18 protein-coding genes are annotated in these 21,752 nt (G+C 66.6%); 8 read left to right on the top strand and 10 right to left on the bottom strand.

Going from position 1 to position 21,752, the window contains the following annotated elements:
- Window positions 1-6: 6 nt before the first annotated feature.
- Window positions 7-1,320 (bottom strand): two-component system sensor histidine kinase NtrB, encoded by a 1,314-nt coding sequence (locus IM816_RS03530; protein ID WP_250339821.1) that lies wholly within the window; start codon window positions 1,318-1,320, stop codon window positions 7-9.
- Between the two features lie 102 nt (window positions 1,321-1,422).
- Window positions 1,423-1,680: a hypothetical protein gene (locus tag IM816_RS03525; protein ID WP_250339820.1), complete on the bottom strand. Its 258-nt coding sequence runs from the start codon at window positions 1,678-1,680 to the stop codon at window positions 1,423-1,425.
- A 203-nt stretch (window positions 1,681-1,883) separates the two neighbouring features.
- Here IM816_RS03525 and IM816_RS03520 point away from each other — a divergent pair, with 203 nt between their 5' ends.
- A complete protein-coding gene (locus tag IM816_RS03520) occupies window positions 1,884-2,123 on the top strand; it encodes a hypothetical protein (protein WP_072322729.1) in 240 nt (79 codons plus the stop codon).
- Between the two features lie 109 nt (window positions 2,124-2,232).
- Here IM816_RS03520 and secF read toward each other — a convergent pair whose 3' ends face one another.
- From secF to tgt, 4 genes are all read right to left on the bottom strand, one after another.
- Window positions 2,233-3,198 (bottom strand): protein translocase subunit SecF, encoded by a 966-nt coding sequence (secF, locus tag IM816_RS03515; protein ID WP_250339819.1) that lies wholly within the window; start codon window positions 3,196-3,198, stop codon window positions 2,233-2,235.
- Between the two features lie 12 nt (window positions 3,199-3,210).
- Window positions 3,211-5,085 carry a protein translocase subunit SecD gene (secD, locus tag IM816_RS03510; protein WP_250339818.1) on the bottom strand — a complete coding sequence of 625 codons (1,875 nt, stop codon included), beginning with the start codon at window positions 5,083-5,085 and terminating at the stop codon, window positions 3,211-3,213.
- Between the two features lie 64 nt (window positions 5,086-5,149).
- Window positions 5,150-5,497: a preprotein translocase subunit YajC gene (gene yajC / locus IM816_RS03505; protein WP_072322726.1), complete on the bottom strand. Its 348-nt coding sequence runs from the start codon at window positions 5,495-5,497 to the stop codon at window positions 5,150-5,152.
- A 172-nt stretch (window positions 5,498-5,669) separates the two neighbouring features.
- A complete protein-coding gene (gene tgt / locus IM816_RS03500; RefSeq protein ID WP_072322725.1) occupies window positions 5,670-6,800 on the bottom strand; it encodes a tRNA guanosine(34) transglycosylase Tgt in 1,131 nt (376 codons plus the stop codon).
- A 238-nt stretch (window positions 6,801-7,038) separates the two neighbouring features.
- On the opposite strand from tgt, the gene fliK reads away from it, so the two are divergent.
- Both fliK and IM816_RS03490 read left to right on the top strand, forming a co-directional pair.
- Window positions 7,039-8,196: a flagellar hook-length control protein FliK gene (gene fliK / locus IM816_RS03495; protein ID WP_250339817.1), complete on the top strand. Its 1,158-nt coding sequence runs from the start codon at window positions 7,039-7,041 to the stop codon at window positions 8,194-8,196.
- Window positions 8,193-8,456, top strand: a complete 264-nt coding sequence (locus IM816_RS03490) for a flagellar biosynthesis protein (RefSeq protein WP_250339816.1) — start codon at window positions 8,193-8,195, stop codon at window positions 8,454-8,456. Before fliK ends, IM816_RS03490 begins: the two co-directional genes overlap by 4 nt.
- 165 nt (window positions 8,457-8,621) lie before the next feature.
- Here IM816_RS03490 and murD read toward each other — a convergent pair whose 3' ends face one another.
- From murD to IM816_RS03475, 3 genes are read right to left on the bottom strand one after another with little or no spacing between them, the layout of a single operon-like run.
- Window positions 8,622-9,974 carry a UDP-N-acetylmuramoyl-L-alanine--D-glutamate ligase gene (murD, locus tag IM816_RS03485; protein WP_250339815.1) on the bottom strand — a complete coding sequence of 451 codons (1,353 nt, stop codon included), beginning with the start codon at window positions 9,972-9,974 and terminating at the stop codon, window positions 8,622-8,624.
- A complete protein-coding gene (gene murL / locus IM816_RS03480; RefSeq protein WP_250339814.1) occupies window positions 9,961-11,310 on the bottom strand; it encodes a UDP-N-acetyl-alpha-D-muramoyl-L-alanyl-L-glutamate epimerase in 1,350 nt (449 codons plus the stop codon). Before murL ends, murD begins: the two co-directional genes overlap by 14 nt.
- Window positions 11,307-13,868: a bifunctional aspartate kinase/diaminopimelate decarboxylase gene (locus IM816_RS03475; protein ID WP_250340691.1), complete on the bottom strand. Its 2,562-nt coding sequence runs from the start codon at window positions 13,866-13,868 to the stop codon at window positions 11,307-11,309. The genes murL and IM816_RS03475 overlap by 4 nt, the downstream gene beginning before the upstream one ends.
- A gap of 325 nt (window positions 13,869-14,193) precedes the next feature.
- On the opposite strand from IM816_RS03475, the gene IM816_RS03470 reads away from it, so the two are divergent.
- The 5 genes from IM816_RS03470 to IM816_RS03450 all read left to right on the top strand — a co-directional run bounded on the left by IM816_RS03470 (window position 14,194) and on the right by IM816_RS03450 (window position 20,542).
- Entirely contained in the window at window positions 14,194-15,507 is a 1,314-nt protein-coding gene (locus IM816_RS03470; RefSeq protein WP_250339813.1) for an APC family permease, read from the top strand.
- Between the two features lie 53 nt (window positions 15,508-15,560).
- Window positions 15,561-16,112, top strand: coding sequence for a (2Fe-2S)-binding protein (locus IM816_RS03465; protein ID WP_072322718.1), 552 nt, complete (start codon window positions 15,561-15,563; stop codon window positions 16,110-16,112).
- On the top strand, window positions 16,109-18,385 hold the full coding sequence (locus IM816_RS03460) for a xanthine dehydrogenase family protein molybdopterin-binding subunit (RefSeq protein ID WP_250339812.1): 2,277 nt from the start codon (window positions 16,109-16,111) through the stop codon (window positions 18,383-18,385). Before IM816_RS03465 ends, IM816_RS03460 begins: the two co-directional genes overlap by 4 nt.
- A gap of 28 nt (window positions 18,386-18,413) precedes the next feature.
- The gene (locus IM816_RS03455) at window positions 18,414-19,175 is read left to right on the top strand and encodes a class I SAM-dependent methyltransferase (protein ID WP_250339811.1); all 762 of its coding nucleotides are present in this window, start codon (window positions 18,414-18,416) and stop codon (window positions 19,173-19,175) included.
- Window positions 19,176-19,258: 83 nt separating this feature from the next.
- Window positions 19,259-20,542 carry a polyhydroxyalkanoate depolymerase gene (locus tag IM816_RS03450; protein ID WP_072322715.1) on the top strand — a complete coding sequence of 428 codons (1,284 nt, stop codon included), beginning with the start codon at window positions 19,259-19,261 and terminating at the stop codon, window positions 20,540-20,542.
- 3 nt (window positions 20,543-20,545) lie between these two features.
- On the opposite strand, the gene IM816_RS03445 is transcribed toward IM816_RS03450, so the two are convergent.
- Entirely contained in the window at window positions 20,546-21,649 is a 1,104-nt protein-coding gene (locus tag IM816_RS03445; protein ID WP_250339810.1) for an SLC13 family permease, read from the bottom strand.
- Window positions 21,650-21,752: the final 103 nt, after the last annotated feature.

Below are 21,752 nucleotides of genomic sequence, written 5' to 3'. Positions count from 1 at the left end.
TGAACGCTATTCACCAAAGGCACAGGGTCCGGCGTAGCGCGGAAAGACCAGCCGGATCCGCGTGCCGACACCCGCTTCGCTCTCGATTTCGATGCCGCCGCCGGCTTGCGCGACCATACCGTAGACCTGAGCCAGCCCAAGGCCCGAACCGCCTTCCTTGGTCGTGAAATAGGGCTCGAAGAGGCGCTGTCGGACCTCCTCCGGAATGCCACCGCCGCCATCGGCGACACTGACGAAGACCTGGCGTGCGCCCTCGACCTCGCCGGGATGCCCCGACAGCCGCTGGCTGTCGATACGCTCACCCACTTCCATCACGATCTGACCGAAGCCGTTCATGGCGTCGCGCGCGTTGAGGCAAACGTTCATCAGCGCCTGCTCGACCCCGCTTCGATCCACCCATACCGGCAGCGGGCCCGGTTGACGCAGCACGTCTATGCCCACCCGGCCACCGAGAGCATGCCGGGCAAAATCGGCGAACGCCGCTACGAGGTCGCCAAGATCGACAGCCTCGGGCTGCGCGTACTGGTTGCGCGCGAAGGCCAGCAGACGTCGGGTCAGCGCGGTCGCGTGCCGCGCCCCTTCCACCGCGTAGGTGACCATGCGACGGTGCCTCGGAGTGAGCGCCTCTGCCTCATCCTGCAGGCCCGACAAGCTCACGATCACCGTCTGCAGCATGTTGTTGAAATCATGGGCAATGCCGCTGACGAGCTGACCGATCGCCTGCTGCTTCTGCGCTTGTCTGGCGCTGGCCTCGGCGAGATCGCGCGCCTGGTTGGCCATGTCGAGTTGCTCACGCACGCTGGTGAGCCGGCTTTCCAGTGCCTGCCTCGCCCCGTGTTCCGATTCGAGGCGCTCCATGAGCGTGCCGTAGCGCGTGGTGGCGTTGGCCGTGCGCGCCACCGTCTCGTTGAGCCGGTCCTGAAGCAGTTCGATGATCGCTTCCAGCGAGGCCTGGAGCTCCACGCGTTCCGTCACATCGCGGCTGATGACGACGAAATGGTCGAGCGCATCGTCGGCGATCACAGGGGTGACCGTGACCTCCCACCAGCGCGTGGGCCCCTCACCTATACGGCGGGCGCCAACGAAATCCACGCACTCGCCGGATGCCGCGCGGTCGAGCACACGTGCCACCATGTCGCGCGCTTCCAACGGCCACAGATCGAGCCAGCGCGTGCCTATGAGGCGCTCCACGCCGTCGGGCGCGAGGGCCGCACATCCGAGCCCCGCGACGAAACGGATGGTGCCGTCACGGTCGAGCTCCTTCATGCAGTCGGAGGAAGCCTCGACGAACTGCCGGTACCGGCCATCCCGCTCGTTCATGGCAACGCCGCCCGCCCCCCTGTCGTCTCAATGCCTCGTATGACGCGCCGCGACAGAGCGGCTGTCAAGCCGGATCGCGTATCGGGTCATCGCTGGCGTGCCCTACGCGTCATCGAAACCGGTCTCGCCTTCGGCGAACACGGGCGCGCCGTCCTCTTCCACCCCCATCACCAATCCCAATGCCTTCTCGGCAGCGGCCTGTGCGCTTGCCTCGTCGCGGAAGCTGCGGTTTTCATACACCGCGTAATAGCTTGGGTAGCTGCCATCGGCGGGGTGCACGGACACCAGCGCCGTGTACCGCGAGCCTTCGCGGGTGGCGCCGCTGCGCAGGGTAAAGCCGGGGAATTCGCGCTCAAGCATGGGTCGGTTCTCGTGAAGAAGCGAAAGTCTAGCGGACTCGGGGACTTGCTCGATGTCTTGCAGGAAAGGCCTTACGAGTCAAGGACGTGTTCTGCACATCGGCACTTGCCGTCGCAAAATTTGTAGGGTATTTCCTACATCAAGCGGCCTCACACGCTTTTCACGAAGGCCGCGAGACAGGGGAAAACAGGGGTTATCGCAGCATGAACGTCATCACCACCGCGTCGCCGTCACGGCGCCTCGCGTGGACCGTCGCCACCGTACTCGCGCTCGCAGGCATCGTCGGCCTGGCGCTCGCGCCGCGCGTGGCACTCGCCGTCCCCCGGACGGCGATCCAGATGGTCTACGCCTGGCTCTGTGCGTCACTCGTCGGCTCTGCCTACGTCGTGGTCACCTTGGCCAACGATGCCGAGGGCGCCACCGAGGACGACGACGATTTCTGATCTCAGGGATGGGGTGTGACAACGAAAGAGCCCGCCGACAACGGCGGGCTCTTTGCTTCTGGGTCATGCCGCTCGGACCGCCCCGCCAGGCGCGCGGCCGATGCGCTCGTTAAGGGCGGCGAGCCAACTCCGGGTCTTCCTTGGCAACCGGCATGAGGTCCTTCTTCGAGACGCCGAGCCACAGCAGGATCGGGCTGGCCACGAAGATGGACGACAGCGTGCCGACGAGGATGCCGATGAGCATGGTGATCGAGAAGCCGTGCACGACCGGGCCGCCGATGAAGTACAGCGCGGCCATGGTGATGCCGGTGAACAGCGAGGTGATGATCGTTCGCGAGAGCGTGCTGTTGATCGAGCGGTTCAGCACTTCCTCCGGCGTGGCATTGCGGCTGGAGCGGAACAGCTCGCGGACGCGGTCGAACACCACGACCTTGTCGTTGATCGAGTAACCGACCACCGCCAGCACCGAGGCCAGCACGGTCAGATCGAACTCGCGCTGCGTGATCGCGAAGATGCCGAGGGTCACCAGCACGTCGTGGATTTCCGTGGCCAGCGCCGCGATGGCGAAGCGCTTCTCGAAGCGAATCCACAGGTAACCCATGATGCCGACGATGACGAAGACGACCGCGACGATACCGTCGCTGCGCAGCTCCTCGCCGACCTGCGGGCCGACGAAGGACTTGCTCTTCATGGCGACGTCGGGGCGGGACGCCTTGAGTGCCGCCATGATGTCGTTGGCGACTTTCGTGGCCGCCTCGTCGTTGCTGAGGTTGCCTGCCGCCGCCACGTCGCCCTTGGGCTGCAGGCGGATGGTGAACTCACGCGTGCCGCCCACGGCCTGCACGAGTGGGTTCTCCAGATGCCCCTTGTCCAGCGCGGCACGAACGTCACTCGGATCGACCGGGGTCTGATACTCCACCTGCACGGCCACGCCGCCGAGGAAGTCCTGCCCGTAGTTGAAACCGCGCGTCATGATCAGCGCGATCGAACCGATCATGAGGAGGATCGCCAGGCCGATGCTGAACTTGCGCAGGCCGAGGAAGTTGAAGTTCGAATTGTGGTTGAAGATTTCCATGGCGTCCTCCCGTCAGACCGACAGGGTCTTGAGCTTGCGGCCGCCGTGGATCAGCGCCGTGATGGCATGGGTCACCGTCACCGAGGTGAACATCGAGGTGAGGATACCGATGAACAGCGTGACGCCGAAGCCCTTGATCGGGCCCGAGCCCATGGTCATGAGACCGAGCGCGGCGAGCAGGTGGGTCACGTTCGCGTCGAGAATGGTCGCCCACGCCTTGTCGTAACCCGTGCGGATGGCGGCCAGCGGCGACGAGCCGTTGCGCAGCTCCTCGCGGATGCGTTCGCAGATCAGCACGTTGGCGTCGATCGCCATACCCAGCGTCAGCACGATACCGGCGATGCCCGGCATGGTGAGGGTCACGCCGATCATCGACATCACCGCCACCAGCAGCACGAGGTTGAAGAACAGCGCAACGTCCGCCACGAGGCCGAACAGCTTGTAGTAGATCGCGGCAGCCAGCAGCACCAGCCCGAGGCCGAGCATCACTGCCTTGAAGCCCTTGTCGATGTTGTCGGCGCCGAGGCTGGGACCGATCACGCTCTCGCCGACGATGTCGACGGGGGCGGCGAGGGAGCCACCACGCAGCAGCAGCGCCAGTTCCGACGCTTCCGCATCGCTGGGCAGGCCGTTGGTCGAGAACTGCTTGCCGAACGGCGAGCTGATGTTGGCGTAGTTGATCACCTCTTCGGTGATCTTCGGCGTCTTCACTTCCTTGCCGTCGACCATCTTGGTTTCGATGGTGCGAGTGATGTAGAGCACCGCCATCGGCTTGCCGACGTTGTCGTTGGTGAACTCCTGCATCTTGCGCGCGCCGGCGCTGTTGAGCGTGACGCTGACGTTGGGCGTGCCGTTCTGCTGGTCGCGACCCGAGACGGCGCTGGTCAGCTCATCACCCTTGGCGATCACCTTCTTGCTCAGCAGGTACGGACGACCGTCGCGACCGTAGTAGAGCTTGGCATCGGGTGGCACGCTGCCCGAGCGGGCGGCATCCACCGCCTGCTGCGGCGTGTACAGGCCTGCACGGTATTCCAGCGTGGCGGTAGCGCCGATGATCTTCTTCGCTTCCGCCGTGTCCTGCACGCCGGCCAGCTCGACGATGATCTGGTTGGCGCCCTGCTGCTGGATCAGCGGCTCGGACACGCCCAGCGCGTTCACGCGCTGGCGCAGCGTGGTCACGTTCTGGCTGATCGTGCTCTGCGCCAGTTCGCGCAGCTTGGCCGGCTTGACCGTGGCATTGAGGATGAAACGATTGCCGGTGTTCGCGCCGTCGGTCACGGCCAGATCCGGATAGTCCGTACCGATGAGCGTAGCCGCCTGCTGGCGGTCGGCCTCCGAACGGAGCACCACGCTCACGCCCTGCCCGCGGGCATTGCGATTGACCGCGTCGTACGACACGTTCTTGTCGCGCAGCAGCGCACGGATGTCGTCGGCGTAGCGTGTCTCCTGGGCGTCGATCACCGCGTTCTGGTCCACTTCCATGAGGAAATGCACGCCGCCCTGAAGATCGAGGCCCAGCGGCATCGAGTTGGCGTTGATCGCACGCAGCCACGACGGCACCGTCGAGGCCAGGTTCAGCGCCACCGTATAGGTGTCGCCGAGGCCCGACCGGAGGACGTCGGACGCCTTCGCCTGCGCATCGACGCTGCCGAAGCGCGCCAGCAGGCGGGTGCCCTTCGGATCGATCTCGATCGACGACGCCGGCACCTTCGCGGTGACCAGCATACCTTCGACCTTGCTCTTCAGCGACGCGTCGACCAGGGCGCCACGGTTACCCGAGATCTGCACCGCGGGCTGCGGCGGGAAGACATTCGGCAACGCGTACACGATGCCGAACAGCAACACGATCACGACCAGCGCGTACTTCCAGCGTGGAAAATCACTCATGCCTTGCATTCCATGAAAGCGGCCGTGCGCCGGCCGCGGCTGACGCCTGTTGAAAGAAGAAGTCTCAGGACTTCTTCAGGCTGCCCTTGGGCAGCACCTGGGTGATCGAACCCTTCTGCACCTGCACGACCGTGCCCGGGGCGATTTCCACGCGGACGAAGGCTTCGCCCACGTCCTCGATGCGACCGGCCAGGCCGCCACCCATGACCACCTCGTCGCCCTTGGCGAGCGCGGACAGCAGGGCGCGATGCTCCTTCTGCCGCTTCATCTGCGGGCGGATCATCATGAAATAGAAGATGCCGAAAAGCACCGCCATCATGATCAGCGGCGAAAGGCCGAGGGCTCCCTGCGGAGCGGCGCCAGCGGCGGGAGCGGTGGCCTGGGCAATGGCGGCGAACGTCGGAAGGCTCATCGGATTTCTCGCAAGTCATGGAACAGCCTGGGAAAAGCGGCCATTCACGGAAAAAGATCGTGGATTATGCCACGCACCCCGCTGCTTATGTACCGCGCGCCGACGGCGCAGGCCGCAGCCCTCCCGGGCCCGACAAGGCGTTGGGGCGCCGACCGACGCCCGCAAGAGGGTCTCAGCCGTCGACCTCGGCCTTGCGCCGTGCCGCATAGAAAGCGGCGACGAAATCCTCGAGGCCGCCCGCCTCGATCGCCCCGCGCAGACCCGCCATCAGCCGCTGGTAGTGACGCAGGTTGTGCATCGTGGCGAGCTGGCTGCCGAGAATCTCGTTGCAGCGGTCCAGGTGGCGCAGGTAGGCGCGGGAGAAGCCGTTGGCACAGGCGTAGCAGTCGCAGCCCTCCTCGATCACCCGGGTATCCGCCGCGAACTTCGCGTTGCGGATGCGCAGGGTGCCCTCGGCCGTGAACAGGAAGCCGTTGCGGGCGTTGCGGGTGGGCATGACGCAGTCGAACATGTCGATGCCGCGGCGCACCGCTTCCACGATGTCCTCCGGCCGCCCCACGCCCATCAGGTAGCGCGGACGGTCCTTCGGCAGCATCGGCAGGGTGAAGTCCAGCGTATGGTTGCGCTCGGCTTCCGGCTCGCCCACCGCCAGTCCGCCCACGGCGTAGCCGTCGAAGCCGATATCGATCAGGCGCTCGGCGGAGCGTCGGCGCAGGTGCTCGAAGGTGCTGCCCTGGACGATGCCGAACAGCGCATTGGGGTTGCGCAGGTCGTCGAACGCGCGGCGCGAACGCTCGGCCCAGCGCAGGCTGAGCTCCATGGAATCCGAAGCGACCTTGTCCGTCGCCGGATACGGCGTGCACTCGTCGAAGATCATGGCGATGTCGGAATCCAGCACCTTCTGGATCCGCATCGACTCCTCCGGGGACAGGAACACCTTTGATCCGTCCACGGGCGAGGCGAAGGTCACCCCTTCCTCGGTGATCTTCCGCTTGTGCGCCAGCGAGAACACCTGGAACCCGCCCGAATCGGTAAGGATCGGCTTGTCCCAGCCGATAAAGCGGTGCAGGCCACCGAACTCGCCGACGATGTCGAGGCCGGGGCGAAGGAACAGGTGGAAGGTATTGCCGAGGATGATCTCCGCGCCGGTCTCAAGGACGTCGCGCGGAGTCATCGCCTTCACGGAGCCATAGGTGCCCACGGGCATGAAAGCGGGGGTTTCTACCGTGCCACGGCCGAAACGGAGACGGCCGCGCCGGGCCGCGCCATCGGTGGCGAGGAGTTCGAAGGGAAGCTGGGTCATGCCGCTATTCTAGCGGCGTGAGTCGGCCCTTTGGGCCTGTAAGTCGGCCGCTACGCGGCCTGTGAACCGTAAGTTGGTCATCCGCGGGCGCGCAGCTTACGGTTCGCAGCCGCCGCAGGCGGCGACTGACAGCCCCAAAGGGCCGACTCACCCCCTAAAGTTTCGCAAGTTCCCGCCGATTCCCTGTGTTACAGGAGCGTGCCCATTCGGGGCCCGCAGGGCCTCGGAGGACATCTCCTTGATCATCCAGCCGACCAGTCTCGCTGCCCAGTTGTGGGCCGGCGCGGCCGCGGGTACCACAGCCGCGGTGGACAGCTGGCGGGTCGGCGCCCTGTTGTCGGCGCGGGTGATGGGCCAGAACGATATCGGCAAGCTGCTGCTGGAAATCGGCGGCATGACGGTGGAAGCCGACGCGGCCGGCACCCAGTTGCCCCCGCAGTTCCAGGTTCGGGTGCTTACCCAGGGGCCGCAGCCGCAACTCGAGGTCGTCCTCGGCAATGCCGACGAACGGGTGGCGATGCAGGGCCTGCGCGAACGCCTGCCGCAGCAGAACGGCTACGCGCCTTTGCTCGGCGTGCTCGCCGCTCTCGGTCGCCGGCCGATCGCCCGGGTGCTTCCGGCGCCGTTGCGCGCGGCGCTGGCGACGCTGGAAGCCGCGATCAACAAGCCTGCAGACGTGAGTTCGCCATCCGGCATGAAGGAAGCCATCGCCAAGAGCGGCGCCTTCCTCGAAGCGCATCTCGCCGAGCGCAAGCAGGAGGCGCCGGCCTCCGACGACTTCAAGGCCGCCCTGCTCGCCCTGCGCCGCACGCTGGCCGAACTTCCCGCAGCACGGCCTGGCAACAACACCATGCCGCGCCCCACCAGTGACACGCCGCCACCGCTCGCACAGCGTCCCCTGGTCGCCCAATCGCGGGCGGCGGAAATGGCCGTGACGGAAGAAGACGTAGACGGCCTCGTCGGCCAGCTTCGTACCGACACGCGTGCCGCACTTGCACGCGTCGAAATTGGGCAGCTCGAATCCCAACCGCAGGCCGGTCTGTGGATGATCGAAATCCCGCTGGCGGGCGTTCGTGGCTACGACGTGCTCCAGCTTCGCATCGAAGAAGGCAAAGCCGCGCCCGGCGAGGCCGAAGGCCCGTGGACCGTGGGCTTCGCCATCGATCCGCCGGCCCTCGGCGCCGTGCAAGGCGAAATCCAACTGCGCGTGCCTCGCGTATCGGTACGCCTGTGGGCGCAACACGGGGAAACCGTGGGTCGGCTGGAAAACGAATTCGTCTCGCTGCGTCGCCTTCTTGAGAAGAGTGGCCTGATCCTCGACAACTTTGCCTGCATGCACGGCCTGCCGGTACCCACCAGCGCCTACAGCGCGGTCCTGCTGGAAGCCCGCGCATGAACCCGTCACTCCCGTCGCCCCGGCGCAGCGTCACGCTGCGGCTCGCGTCGCCCAGCAGCAACGGCAACAGTCAACGCATCGATGCGGACGGCGTGAAGGCCATGCTGGAACGCGCCCAGGCCCTCGGGCTGGCACCGCAACTCGATCCGCAGATCGCCGCCCTGCTCGCCGCCGTTCGCCTACGCGACGACGTGCCGCCGGAACTGTATGCCGCGCTCGCCGCCGTCGTGGGCACGCTGCTGGCCGCAGTCGAGAGCTGACTCCCCGTCATGTGGGAGCCGCTATAGCGGCGAGAAGCCAACGAAGCGGGGAAGCCGAAACACACATCGCCCAGCCCCAGCATCGACCAACCTCAAGGCAAGCTTCCCCTCGCCGCCATGGCGGCTCCTACGAGAGCGCAGAACACCTGTGGGAGCCGAAGAAAATCAACCGACACCCAATCCCTGGATGCTTGCCGTGCTCGCTTCGAATCCCGCGAGTTCCGCGAAGCGTCTGCCGCGGTCGGCGTAGTCGTGGAATTGGTCGAAGCTGGGGGCACCTGGGGAGAGCAACACGCAGCCGTTGCCGTTCAGTGCGACGCGCGCGGCCGCGACGGCGGCCGGCATATCGATGGCGCGGTACACGCCCTCGATGCCAGCGTTTTCCAGTGCGTCGGCGATGCGCGGTCCGTTGGCCCCCTGGCAAATGATCGCGTCGGGCGCATGCACGCGCATCGCATCGACAAAGGGCGACCAGTCGAGACCGCGGTCATGCCCGCCGACGATCAACGCCGTGCGCTTTGTGCCAACGCTTTCCAGTGCCGCAAGGCTCGCCAACGGCGTCGTGCTGATGGAGTCGTTGATCCAAGCGAGACCGTCGCGTTCGCCCAGCGGCTGCAGGCGATGCGGTAGCGGCGCAAAGGTGGCGACGGCAGGCGCGGCGGCGATGGCGTCGTAGCCCATGATCTCCAGCGCGGCAAGCGCGGCGCAGGCGTTGATCGCGTTGTGCAGGCCGGGCGCAGAGACGCGTGACGCCTCGATCACACGTTGTGCGCCACGGACGATCCACCCGCCGGCGACGTGCCAGCCTGCGATGTCGCCGAAGGTGTGCAGCCCCGGATGATCGACGGCGCGCGCCAGCAAGGCAGGCTGCATCGCATTCACCAGAACCTTGCTCGATGCCGACAGCAGCTTCAGCTTGTCGTCGACGTAGCGCTCGCGCGAACCATGCCAGTCGAGGTGCTCCTCGTAGAGGCTGGTGACCACGCCGAGATCCACGCCGGACGCCTCCCCCGTCTGGAAGCTCGACAGCTCGATCACCCACAGGTCGGCGACGGTGCCGTCGAGTTCCAACAGCGGCAGACCGATGTTGCCCGCGAGCGCCGTGCGTACCCCCAGCGACCGTGCCAGGTGCGCGATGAGCGCAGACGTTGTGCTTTTGCCCTTCGTGCCGGTGACGGCGATCGTGCGTGCGCCCGCATGCGCAGCGAACCACAAGGCGGTGCCCGAGGTGGATCGCGTACCGCGTTCCGCAGCAGCCATTAACTCGGGCTTGTACGCGGAAATGCCCGGCGACTTGATGACGACGTCGTAGCTCGCCAGCGTGTCCGCGTCGGGTGCGACACCATGCACACTGATCGAGGGATAGGCAGCCGTCGCGGCCTCGGCTTCGCCCGCCGCGCAATACAGCGCGACGGGCTGACCGGGAAGATGACGAGCGAGCGCATCGAGCGCTGCGCGCCCTTCCCGGCCGAAGCCCCAGACGGCGACGCGTCGCCCGTCGAGCTCAGCCCAGTGCATCCAACGCTCCGCGCAGCCGCTCCGGCACGAGGTGCGACGCCCCCGGCATGAGCCAGGGCTCCAGCGCGAGATCAGCGTCATCCAGTTGCGGCCGGATCTCGCGACGGAAACGCGCCACGAGCGCGTCTTCGCGCCACTCGGGGCGCTCGGCAAGCGCTGCCATGGCGGCACGTGCTTCGGCACCCTCACCCACGCATTCGAAGGGTTTGTGATCCTTGTATTCCAGCAGCGCATCGAAGGCGCCGGCCAGCGCATCGTCGTCGAGCAGATTGCGCCCGAAGATCGACAGCAGACGCGGCTTCGCCATGAACGGCGCCAGCGCCAGGAACACGAAATGGCACTTCGGGCATTGGCCGCACCAGCGGTCCGCGGGCTTGGGCCCAAGGATGCGGAAGTTGCGGTTGCAGCTCGAGAACACCGTGAAGTAATCGCCGCCGAGACGCGCGAACGCGCTGGTCACGGCAAGTTCGGACCACGGCCGCAGCAGCGAGCAGTAATCGAGATCGGCCGCGACGTGCGAGTGCAGGTAATCGTGCAAGGTCTTTTCGAAACCGAAGCCCTTGCTCCACTGGTGATTCACCTGCTGCCCTTCGTATTCCAGCGTGGCGACCGACGCCGATCGCTCATTGGCGAACACGATGGAGTCGTATCCGTAGAGGATCGCCGCGACGGCAAGAATCGCCGAGTTGATCGCGGTGACGGGGATATGCCCGTTCCATGCGCCGAGCCGATTCAGTTCGAACAGGCCGGGCGCCAGTTCGCGGGAAATGTTGAGTGTCGACAGCCCGGTACGCGAGGCGCACTCCGCGATCAACGGCGAGTTGCCCACCCAGGTGGCCGTCGCATCCGCACCGATCGACTTGATCGCTTCGACCGCCACCACGGAATCCTTGCCGCCGCCGATCGGCAGCAACGAGCGCGGCGGCAGTCCGATCGCGGGCGCGGGGGACGGTCGCTTGGCCGAGAACGGAAAGCGAATGCGACCGCGCAGATCGAGACCGTTGCGATACGCGAACTCGGCCAGACCGTGCAGATACAGCGCATCGGCGAGCGATGCACTTTCCTCATCCAGCGGCTCGCCTTCCACCACGATCGACGGCGGGATGCCTGCCTTGTAGTAGCTGACGCCGGCGACCAGGTGCAGCAGACGCAGGGCCGCCGCAAACGCGGCCTCGCGTCCCGCCGGCACAGCAGGTGCACCGGGGAAGGTCACGCGCTCGACAAGCGCTTCGCCGTCGTCGAAGGCGTAGACCAGCGAAGCCACGCCATCGGCGTAGGTGTGGCGCACGAAACGGAACGCGCGACCCTGGCGCGGATCGATCGAAACGGATGTCACGGCAGCAGTACCTCGTCGGCGGCGTCGCGCAGGTTGTAATGCGACGCCATCACGGCGCCATAGGCGCCACCCTGGGCGACCAGCACCACGTCATCTTCTTTCGATTCGGGCAGGCGCCTGTCGGAACCGAGGATGTCCCCCGACTCGCAGATGGGCCCCACCACCTGGTACATCGTGGTGGCCGGCTCATCGAGACGAGTGAGGTTGGCAATTTCATGCCAGGCGTCGTACAGCGCAGGACGGATGAGGCTGTTCATGCCCGTGTCGAGACCGAGGTAGCGCACGTTCGCACCCTTCTCCTTTTCCTGCGTGACCTTCGCGAGCAGCACGCCCGCGTCGGCGACGAGATAACGACCTGGCTCCATCCAGAGCTGGAATTGCGGGTACGCCTGACGCACGGAGGTCAGTACGCGATCGAGCGCTGCCATGTCCAGCGCGGTCTCGCCCGGATGCGACGGCACGCCGAGACCACCGCCGATGTTCAGAACGGAAATCGTGCCGATGCGCTCGGCCAGTGCGGCGAGCTGGGCATACACCTCGCCCCAATGCGCTGCATCGAGAATGCCGGAGCCCAGATGCGCATGCAGTCCAATGACCCGCGCACCGGCCGCGTCCGCCAGACGCAGGAAGCGATCCACGTGTTCGACCGGCACGCCGAACTTGCTGCCGGTGCCGCCGGTCTTGACCTTGTCGTGGTGACCGAGACCGCGGCCGAGATCCACGCGCAGCACGATGTCGCGACCGGTGAACATGTCGCCCCAATGCTCGATCGGATGCAGGGCATCGATGGTGATCGTGGCACGCGTCTGCAGCGCCGCCTCGAAATCGCGGCGCGAGGCGAAATTCGGCGTGAACAGCAACGGCACGTCCGTCGGCACTGCCGCCGCAACGGTCGCCAGCTCGCCGGGCGACACGCACTCGAAGGCAAAGCCTTCCTCCGCGAGCACCTTGAGGATGCCGGGATGCGTGTTCGCCTTCACCGCATAGTGAACGCGATCAACCGCTTTCAACGACTTCACGCGGCGCGCCTGCGCGCGCACGGTGGGCAGGTGATAGACGTAGCGCGGCGTGCGTTCATGCGCCAGACGCAGCAGCGTGTCGCGCTCGCCCTGCCACCATGCGGCAGCGTGCGCGGCCTGCTCGCCGGAACCATAGAGCGATTGCCACGACGGTCCGAACACCATGCTGTCGTCGGTGCGCAACGCACCGGCGCCGATCAGCAGCTCATGCAGACGAGGCAGCATGTCGTCGACCACATCTTCATCGACCACGAAGGTCAGGTTGAGGTTGTTCGACGACTGCGAGATCAGATGCACGCGCAACTGGCCGAATTCCGCCAGCACGCCGGAGAGCTTGTGCAGCATGGAACGCATGCCACGCCCCACCAGCGTGATCGCCGCACACGGCGCAATCACCTTCACCCGGCACACGCGCGCGAGATCGGCGGCGAGCGCAGCGATCGCGTCGGAGTCGAGCAGGTTCTCCGTGGGATCCAGCGAGACCGTCACGTTGGTTTCCGCCGAACCGATGAGGTCCACCGAAAGGCCATGGCGCTTGAACGCGTCGAACACGTCAGCGAGGAAGCCCACCTGCTGCCACATGCCCACCGATTCCATGGACACGAGCGTGATGCCCTTGCGCGCGCTGATCGCCTTGATGCTCGGCGCATGTTCGCGCACTTCCGGGCCGATCGACGTGCCGTCCAGCTCCGGTCGATTGGTGTCCTTGATGAGCAGCGGGACGCGCGGCTCGCGCAGCGGCGACAGGCAACGCGGATGCAACACCTTGGCACCCGTGGAAGCGATTTCCTGAGCTTCTTCGTAATCAAGGCGCTGGAGCAGTCGCGCACCGGCCACCTGACGAGGGTTGGCGCTGAACATGCCCGCCACGTCGGTCCATATCTCCACCCGCGCCGCGCCGAGCAGTGCACCGAAGTACGCCGCCGACGTATCCGATCCGCCGCGACCGAGCAGCACCGTGCGACCGCTCTCGTCCTGCGCGATGAAACCCTGCGTGATGAACACCTCGCCGCGTTCCGCGAGTGCGGCGGTAAGCGCCGCGTCGTGATGCGGTTCCACCATCGCCGAGAGCAGGCGCGTGCGCTCGTTCTGGTTCGGCAAGGCCACCGAATGCAGGCACTCTCGGGCGTCCAGCCATGTGGTCGTGAGACCGCTGGCGGTGAGGAATGCCGCGCCGAGCGCGCTGGACATCAGTTCGCCATGGGCCTGCACGCGAGCCTGCCAGGCCAGCTCGCCCAGCTCCGCGGCGCCGGTCTCGGCCAGTTGGGCGAGATCGGCGAGGCGCGCACCCAGGGTCTCCGGCAAGGCCAGCGACATCTCCGCGAGGAGTGCGTGATGGCGATCGGCCAGTGCGGAGGCCGCGTCCGAGCGGCGTTTCGAATCCGCGTGCGTGCAAAGCTGTTTCAGGCCGTCGGTGATACCGGACAGGGCCGAGACCACGATCAGCACGCGCGCGCCTTCGGCGCGGCGGCTGGCGGCCAGCTCAAGGATGTTGCGCCAACGTGCGGCGGTGGCCACGGAGGTGCCGCCGAACTTCATGACGATCCAGGGCGCGTTGACGGGCAACGGCGCGTTTGCGTATTCGCTCACGGGACTCTTTGGGCTGCTGGGGAAGGCGGTGCCGACGTATGCCGGCAAATCCGTCGAAGTGTTGCGCTGCAAGGCTGAAAACGCAAACGACGGGAGGCGGGAGATGGGAAGCGGGGGCGCCTGCACGCCGCGGTCCGGAAGCGTGTGGCCCGGGGTGCATCGACGGTCGCGTGAGGCCTATCGCTCCATCTGCCATCGACGGAATTGACGCCCCCACTTCCCATCTCTCATCTCCCAAGCGATCCTCCGCACTTCGTTCATCACCGGCGCCCCCATGGACAACCCCGGCTACGCCCGCCGCCTCACCCTCATGGACGCCGCGCTCATCGTCATCGGCGGCATCATCGGCGGAGGCATCTTTCTCAACCCCGGCATCGTCGCGCAGCGCACCGATTCGGGATGGGTCCTGCTCGGGCTCTGGGTCGGCGGTGGCTTGCTGACCCTCATCGGCTGCCTCTGCTACGCCGAACTCGGGGCGCGCCGACCCGAGGCGGGTGGCAGCTACGTCTACCTGCGCGAGGCCTTCGGGCGGCTCGCGGGCTTTCTGTTCGGCTGGACGATGCTGCTGGTGATCTACAGCGGCAGCAGCGCGGCGGTGGCGACGATCTTTGGAAGCTACGCCACGTCGGTGTTCGGCCTGTCGCCGTCACTGGTAAAGCCGCTGGCAGTAGGGGCACTGGTGTTCGTCACCGGGCTCAATCTCTTCGGCATCCGCTTCGGTGCGCAGGTGCAGAACGTCTTCGCGATCCTGAAGCTCGCCGCCATCGCGATCCTCGTCGTCACCGGGCTCGCCTTTGCCGGTGCGGGCACGACCCAAGCACTGGAGCCGACCCCGATCGCCACAAGCGGCAGCCTCGCAGGGGCGTTGCTCCCGGTGCTGTTCGCCTTTTCCGGCTTCAGCTACCTCAATAACCTGGCGGGGGAAGTGCGCGACCCGCAGCGCACCCTGCCACGAGCGCTGGTCCTCGGCATGCTCGTGGTCATCGCCGCCTACGTCCTCACCAACTATGCCTACCTGGCGGTGCTCGGCCATGCCGGGCTCGCCAGCAGCCATGCGCCGGCCGCGGACGTGATGAGCCGTGTCTTCGGCGAGACCGGCGCCAAGATCATCGCGATCGGCATCGCGATCTCGACCCTGGGCTTCTGCAACATCACGCTCGTGGCCGGTGCACGCGTCCTCCAGGTGATGGGCCAGGATGGGCTGTTCTTCGCCAGCGTGGCGAAGCTGCACCCGCGCTACCGCACGCCCAACATCGCACTAGTGGCGTTGGCGCTGTGGGCGATCGTGCTCGTGCTCGCGGCCAACTACGGCCAATTGCTGGACTTCGCCACCTTCGGCGACTGGGCGGCGTACGCCGTCACCATCGCCACGCTGTTCTGGTATCGCCGCCACGTGCCGGGCCGCCCGGCCTTCGTCACGCCGGCGTACCCGCTGCTGCCGCTGACCTTCCTGGCAGTCATCGTCGCGGTGGTGGTCGCCTACGCATGGGAGAAGCCGCTCAGCGCCGGTGTCGTGTGTCTGGTGGTGTTTGCCGGGCTTCCTGTGTACGCCGTGTGGCGACGCCTGTTCAGTAAAGTGGCTCGCTGAACGGGAGCACCGATGCCACAATGGCCCGGTTCAGCCCAGGAAGTGGAACCCAGATGGCACAGCAAGGCCCGACGTCTCCCGTACCCGTTCCTGCCAAGCAGGACGCGAGCCAGCCGGCGCCCAAGCCGGTACGCGAAGGCATCGACCTCATCGTCAACGGGGAGCGCTACCGGCACACGGGCGATAAAACGATGCCGTTGCTGTGGTACCTGCGCGACGTGCTTCGCCTCACCGGCGCCAAGTACGGTTGCGACCAGGGCGATTGCGGTTTCTGCACGGTGATCGTCGACGGTAAGGCCGTGGCGTCGTGCAAGACCAAGATGGAAAAGATGTCCGGCCGCCGCGTCACCACCGTGGAAGGGCTCGCGGGTGACGACGGCAAGCTGCATCCGGTGCAGCAGGCATGGATCGACGAGGACGCCATCATGTGCGGCTTCTGCCAGCCCGGTCAGATCATGGCGGCCGTGGACCTGCTCTCCCGGCAGAAGAACCCGTCCGACGCCGATATCGACAAGATCGGCAACCTTTGCCGCTGCGGCAGCTACGGCCGCATCCGCAAGGCCATCAAGCGCGCGGCCGCCGCCATGAAGGACGGCAAGGCATGAGCGGCGAGGTACGACTCTCCCGCCGCCGCTTCCTCAAGTACGCCGCCGGTACGGCGGGCGCCCTGGTCATCGGCATCGGCACGGCCGACGCGGTTGACCGCCCCCCACCGCTTGGCCTGCTCGGCGACGCGTGGGCCCAGGTCGGCCCGTACCTGCGCATCGACGCCGATGGCCGCATCTTCATCGGCGTGCGCGATCCCGACAACGGCGAAGGCACGTCCACCTCGCTGGCGCGGATCATCGCCGAGGAACTGGATGCCGACTGGACGCGCGTCGTCGTCGAGCCGCTGGGTCTTGGCGTCACCGCCGGCAACGGCGAACCGAAATTCACCTATGGCCGCCAGCGCAGCGGCGATGCCACGAGCATCCCGGCCGCCTGGGCCGATCTGCGCCAGGCAGGCGCCCTGGGCCGCTGGCTGCTCCTGCAGGCCGCCGCACGACGTCTCGGCGTGCCTGCCGAACAACTGCGTGGCGAAAGCGGCATGGCCGTGGCCGCCGATGGGCGGCGCATCTCGTACGCCGATCTCGCGTCCGCTGCGGCAAGCATCGATGCGCCTTCGGCTCCGCCCCCGCTCAAATCGCCCGATCGCTATCACCTCATCGGCCAGCCCGCGGGCGACGTGGATGCACGCGCGGTCGTGACCGGCGCGCTGCGCTACGCCTTCGACGAGACCATCGGCGACCCGGTGATCGCCGTGCTTGCACGTTGCCCGTATCCGGGTGGATCGCTCGATACCGCCGAGCGCGATGCCGCGATGAAGGTCGACGGCGTGTACGCCGTCATCGATCTCACGCCTGAGCAGGGTCAACCGGCCGGCATGGCCGCACAGGCGCCGGCTCTGGTGGTGCTCGCACGCGACACCTGGTCGGCCCTGGCAGGACGAACCGCGCTCGACGCGCGCTGGAAGGCCGGCAGTACCGTGGAGCCCGCCGCCTCCGCCCTGGAACAGAAAGCGCTCGAACTGTTCGACGACGACACCGCGACGCCCATCACGGTGCGTGCCGATGGCGACATCACCAGCGCCCGCAAGAAAGCCGCACGGGCGCTGGAAGCCACCTATTTCCAGCCGTGGGTGGCGCACGCCACCGCCGAGACGCCCAACTGCGTCGTTCGCCTGGATCCCGACACCAGCGTGACGGTGATCGCCGCCACGCAATCGCCGCGTCAGGTCTACACCGTGGTCCAGCGGATGACCGGTTTCCGGCCGGACCAGATCGACATCCAGGTGCCGCGCGGCGGCGGCGGTTTCGGTCGACGGCTGGAGCAGGACTACATCGCCGAGGCCATGGCGATCGCGCTGGCCAAGAAGCCCGACGAGATCCGCAATCGTCCGGTCAAAGTGCTCTGGACCCGCGACGACGACCTCGCACGCGACTACTACCGACCGCTGGCCGTCCACCGGCTCAACGCGTCGCTCGATCGAAGGAAGGCCATCGTCGGCTGGCATCAGCGCATGGCAAGCCCATCGGCGCTGGCCGGTCGCGGCACGCCGGACAACCGCCTGTGGCAGTCCGAGCTGGTGGCGGACGCTCTGCCGGCCGGCCTGGTGCCCAACTTCCGCAGCGACTGGTATGCGCTGGACTCCACCCTGGCGCGAGGTGAATGGCGCGGCTCGCCGCACGTCACGCCGACCTTCGCCAGCGAGAGCTTCATCGACGAGCTGGCGCATGCAGTGAAGGCCAATCCGCTCGACTTCCGCCTCGCGCTGCTGGGCGATCCGCGCCAGCTGCCGTATGGCGCACGCGGCGGCCCGCTCGATACCGGGCGCCTCGCCAATGTGCTCCGGCTCGCGGCCGACAAGCTCGACTGGAGCCGCTGGCTGCGCAGCGAGAACGGCCTGGGCATCGCCTGTGCCTACGTGTTCGGCGCCTATGTCGCGCATGCCATCGAGGTCTCCCCGACCGCAGACGGCATCGATATCCACCGCGTCGTCTGCGTGGCGGACGTGGGCCGCGTCATCAATCCGATGGGCCTGGAGGCGCAGCTGCAGGGCGCCACGATGGATGCGCTGTCGACCGCGCTCAATCTTGCGATCACCGTGAAGGACGGCCGGGTCCAGCAGACCGGCTTCCGCGACTACCCGATCGCAGCGACCCAGCCCATGCCGTACGAGATCGAGACGGTGATCGTGCCGTCCACGGCCGATCCGTCGGGCGCCAGCGTGATTGCCGTTCCCTCGGCAGCGCCGGCACTCGCCAACGCCGTCTTCCGCGCCACGGCCGTCCGTGTGCGTCGCCTGCCGCTGCTGCGCGAACTGGCGCGACTGCGCTAGTTCCTTTACCGCTTTCCCGAGGTATCGCATGACCACCGCATCGTTCACCTCGGGACCGCCCCCGCGGACCGACGCCGACCTGATCGGCAGCAACAAGCGCTTTTACGATGCCTTGTGGGCGGAAGCGAAGCTGTTCGCGCCCGAGCGCTTCAACACTTGGCCGCTGGTAGCCGAACTCGCCGCGGAGACGTCGCGCCGGCTGGAAGTGGCGCCGGGCCTGCGGCCTCGCCTGCCTCTGGCCGACACGCAGTTCGTGGACCTCAGCCGCCCGGCGCTGCGCGAACTCGGCCGGCATGGCGCACGCGTCGCCAACGCGATGATCGGCGCGCTGCCGTTCCGTGACGCGAGCTTCGATTTCGTCTGCGCCTTCGACATTCTCGAACACGTTGTGGACGACGAGGGCGCGCTGGGCGAACTGGCCCGCGTGGCCGAGCCCGGCGCACGGCTGCTGCTTTCGGTCCCCCTGCACCCGTCCGCCTGGACCGCTTTCGACGATTTCGTGGGGCATTACCGCCGCTATGAGCCCGAGACGATCCGGGATCTGCTGGCCCGCCACGGCTTTGCGATCGAACGCAGCGCGGTGTACGGCATGCAGCCGAAGTCCTCGAAGTTGCTGGATCTGGGCCAGTGGTACCTGACCCATCAGCGTGCCCGCGCCATGTGGTGGTACAACCGCGTGTTCATGCCCCTGGGCGTGCGTTTCCAGAAGCCGCTGGCCTTCACGCCGGGCTTCGAGCCCGGCCCCGGCGTGGACGAAGTCCTGCTGGTCTGCCGCAAGGCGGTCGCTTAAATCGAGTAAAAACAGGGGCTTTACACATGGCGCGGCGCAACTGGTTATGATGCGCCATTCCCCAAGCCCCGGACGCGACCTGCATGCTCTACCTCATGCACGAATGGCAACGCTCGATGCTCAGCCCGCTTTCCTACTGGGCCGAGGCAGGCGCGAAGATGTTTGGCGACATCGCCAGCCCCTTCGCCCGTGTGCCGGGCGCGGAACGCGCCGCCGCCGGGTGCGAACTGATGTACCGCCTGGGCAAGGCGTACGAGAAGCCCGAGTTCGACATCCATAGCGTGCACGCGCACGGGCACGACGTCGCCATCGTCGAACAGGTGTCGATGGCGAAGCCGTTCTGCACACTGAAGCGGTTCAAGCGCTTCTCCGACGACCAGGCCACGGTCGACCGCATGAAGCACGATCCCGCGGTGCTGGTCGTGGCGCCGTTGTCCGGCCACCATTCCACGCTGCTGCGCGACACCGTGCGCACACTGCTGCGCGATCACAAGGTGTACATCACCGACTGGGTCGACGCGCGCATGGTGCCGCTCGACCAGGGCTCGTTCTCGCTCGCCGATTACGTCTCGTACATCGAGGAATTCATTCGCCACGTGGGCGTGCATCGCGCGCACGTCGTGTCGGTGTGCCAGCCCACCGTGCCGGTGCTGGCGGCGGTCTCGCTGATGGCCGCACGTGGCGAGGCCACCCCGGCCACGCTCACCCTCATGGGTGGCCCGATCGACACGCGCAAGAGCCCCACCAGCGTGGACAACCTCGCCACCACGCGGCCGCTGTCGTGGTTCCGCAATCAGCTGATCCACAAGGTGCCCTATCAGTATCCGGGCGCCGGCCGCGACGTCTATCCGGGCTTTCTCCAGCACGCGGGTTTCCTCGCCATGAACCCGAGCCGGCACGTCATGTCGCATTGGGATTTCTACGAGAACCTGCGCAAGGGCGATCTCGACGACGCCGAAGCGCATCGCAAGTTCTACGATGAATACAACGCGGTGCTCGACATGCCGGCCGAGTATTACCTCGACACCATCGAGACCGTGTTCCAGGAACACCGCCTGCCCAAGGGCACGTGGGAAGTCCATGGCGAACTCGTCCAGCCGGCGAAGATCAAGGACACCGCGCTGCTCACCATCGAAGGCGAACTCGACGACATCTCCGGCCTCGGCCAGACCGAAGCGGCCCATGGCCTGTGCAAGGGCATCGCGAAGAAGCGTCGCAAGCACATCACCGTGGAAGGTGCCGGCCATTACGGCATCTTCAGCGGCCGTCGCTGGCGCGACGTGGTCTATCCCGATGTGCGCGACTTCATCAAGGCGTTCGACCGGGGCAACAGCAACACCGGCGCGCAAGGCACGCGCAAGGCCTGACGCTCAGAGCAACAGCCAGCCCAACAACGCGACCGCCACGAAGAACGGCGTGGACCACAGATGGAACGTGGCCCACGCCTTTTTTTCGCCCAGCAATCGCAGCGCGATCAGGTTCGCCAGCGAACCCAGCACGAAACCGAAACCGCCGACGTTCACGCCATAGGCGAGCGTACGCCAGTCTTGTGAGTACTCCGCCAAAAGGATTGCCGCCGGCACGTTGCTCACAATCTGCGACGCGAGGGCACCGGTGACGTAGAGATGCGTCGCGTGGTCGAGCCCGAGCCCGGCCACGAAGCTCTTTACCGCCGACAAGCCCGCGAGCAGGCGCAGGTCGATGAACATCAGCACGAAGGTCAGCAACAGACCCCAGTCGATGCTCGCGACCACGCGACGGCGGAAGGCGACGAACACCACCATCACGCCGAGCAGCGCCCAGCCGACGTAGCGCAGATCCGCCAGCACGATGAACGGTACATAGAGCAACGCAGCGACCAGCAGCATCGTGCGATCGACGCTTTCGTCGCCACGGCCATGCACTTCGAGCGGTTCCGCAGGAAATGCCAGCGCCGTCAGTGCCAGCAACAGGATCAGGGCGATACCGGCAAGCGGCAGCATGGCCCAGACGAAGCCGCCGAAGCCGTTGTTCCACTGCTGCCACAGGAAAAGATTCTGCGGGTTGCCGATGGGCGTCAGCATCGAGCCGGCGTTGACCGCCAGCGCCTGGAAGACGACCAGCCGCGTGGCCGGCATGCGCGCGATGCGACACATGGTCAGGGCAAGCGGCACCATCACGAACAAAGCCACGTCGTTCGTCAGCAACATCGACAGCACGGCCGTCGCGGCAACGAGTCCAAGGGCGGCGACACGGCGCGTCGACATGCGATCGATGAGCCAGCGCCCGGCCACTTCCAGGGCGCCGCTCGAATCCACGGCACGCGTCAGTATGAGAAGGCCAGTCAGCGCCGCAATGGTCGGCCAATCGACCAGCCCCGGCCAATCCGGCAGCCGCGACGGCATGACGACGGCGAACACGATCGCTGCGACGAGCAGCGTGATAAAGAGCATGTCGCGGCGCAGCGCGCGCAACGATTCAGGCAACCACGTCATCGATAACATCCCACCACGAGTGGCGGGATGATAGCGGAAGTATCGGAGCGAACCTTTCGACTCGGATCGCTCTCACGCGGCCGTCACGAACGCCGGAAGGCCG

This window comes from Luteibacter flocculans, assembly GCF_023612255.1.
GTDB classification, from domain to species: domain Bacteria; phylum Pseudomonadota; class Gammaproteobacteria; order Xanthomonadales; family Rhodanobacteraceae; genus Luteibacter; species Luteibacter flocculans.
This window is presented reverse-complemented; position numbering and strand designations above follow the sequence as displayed.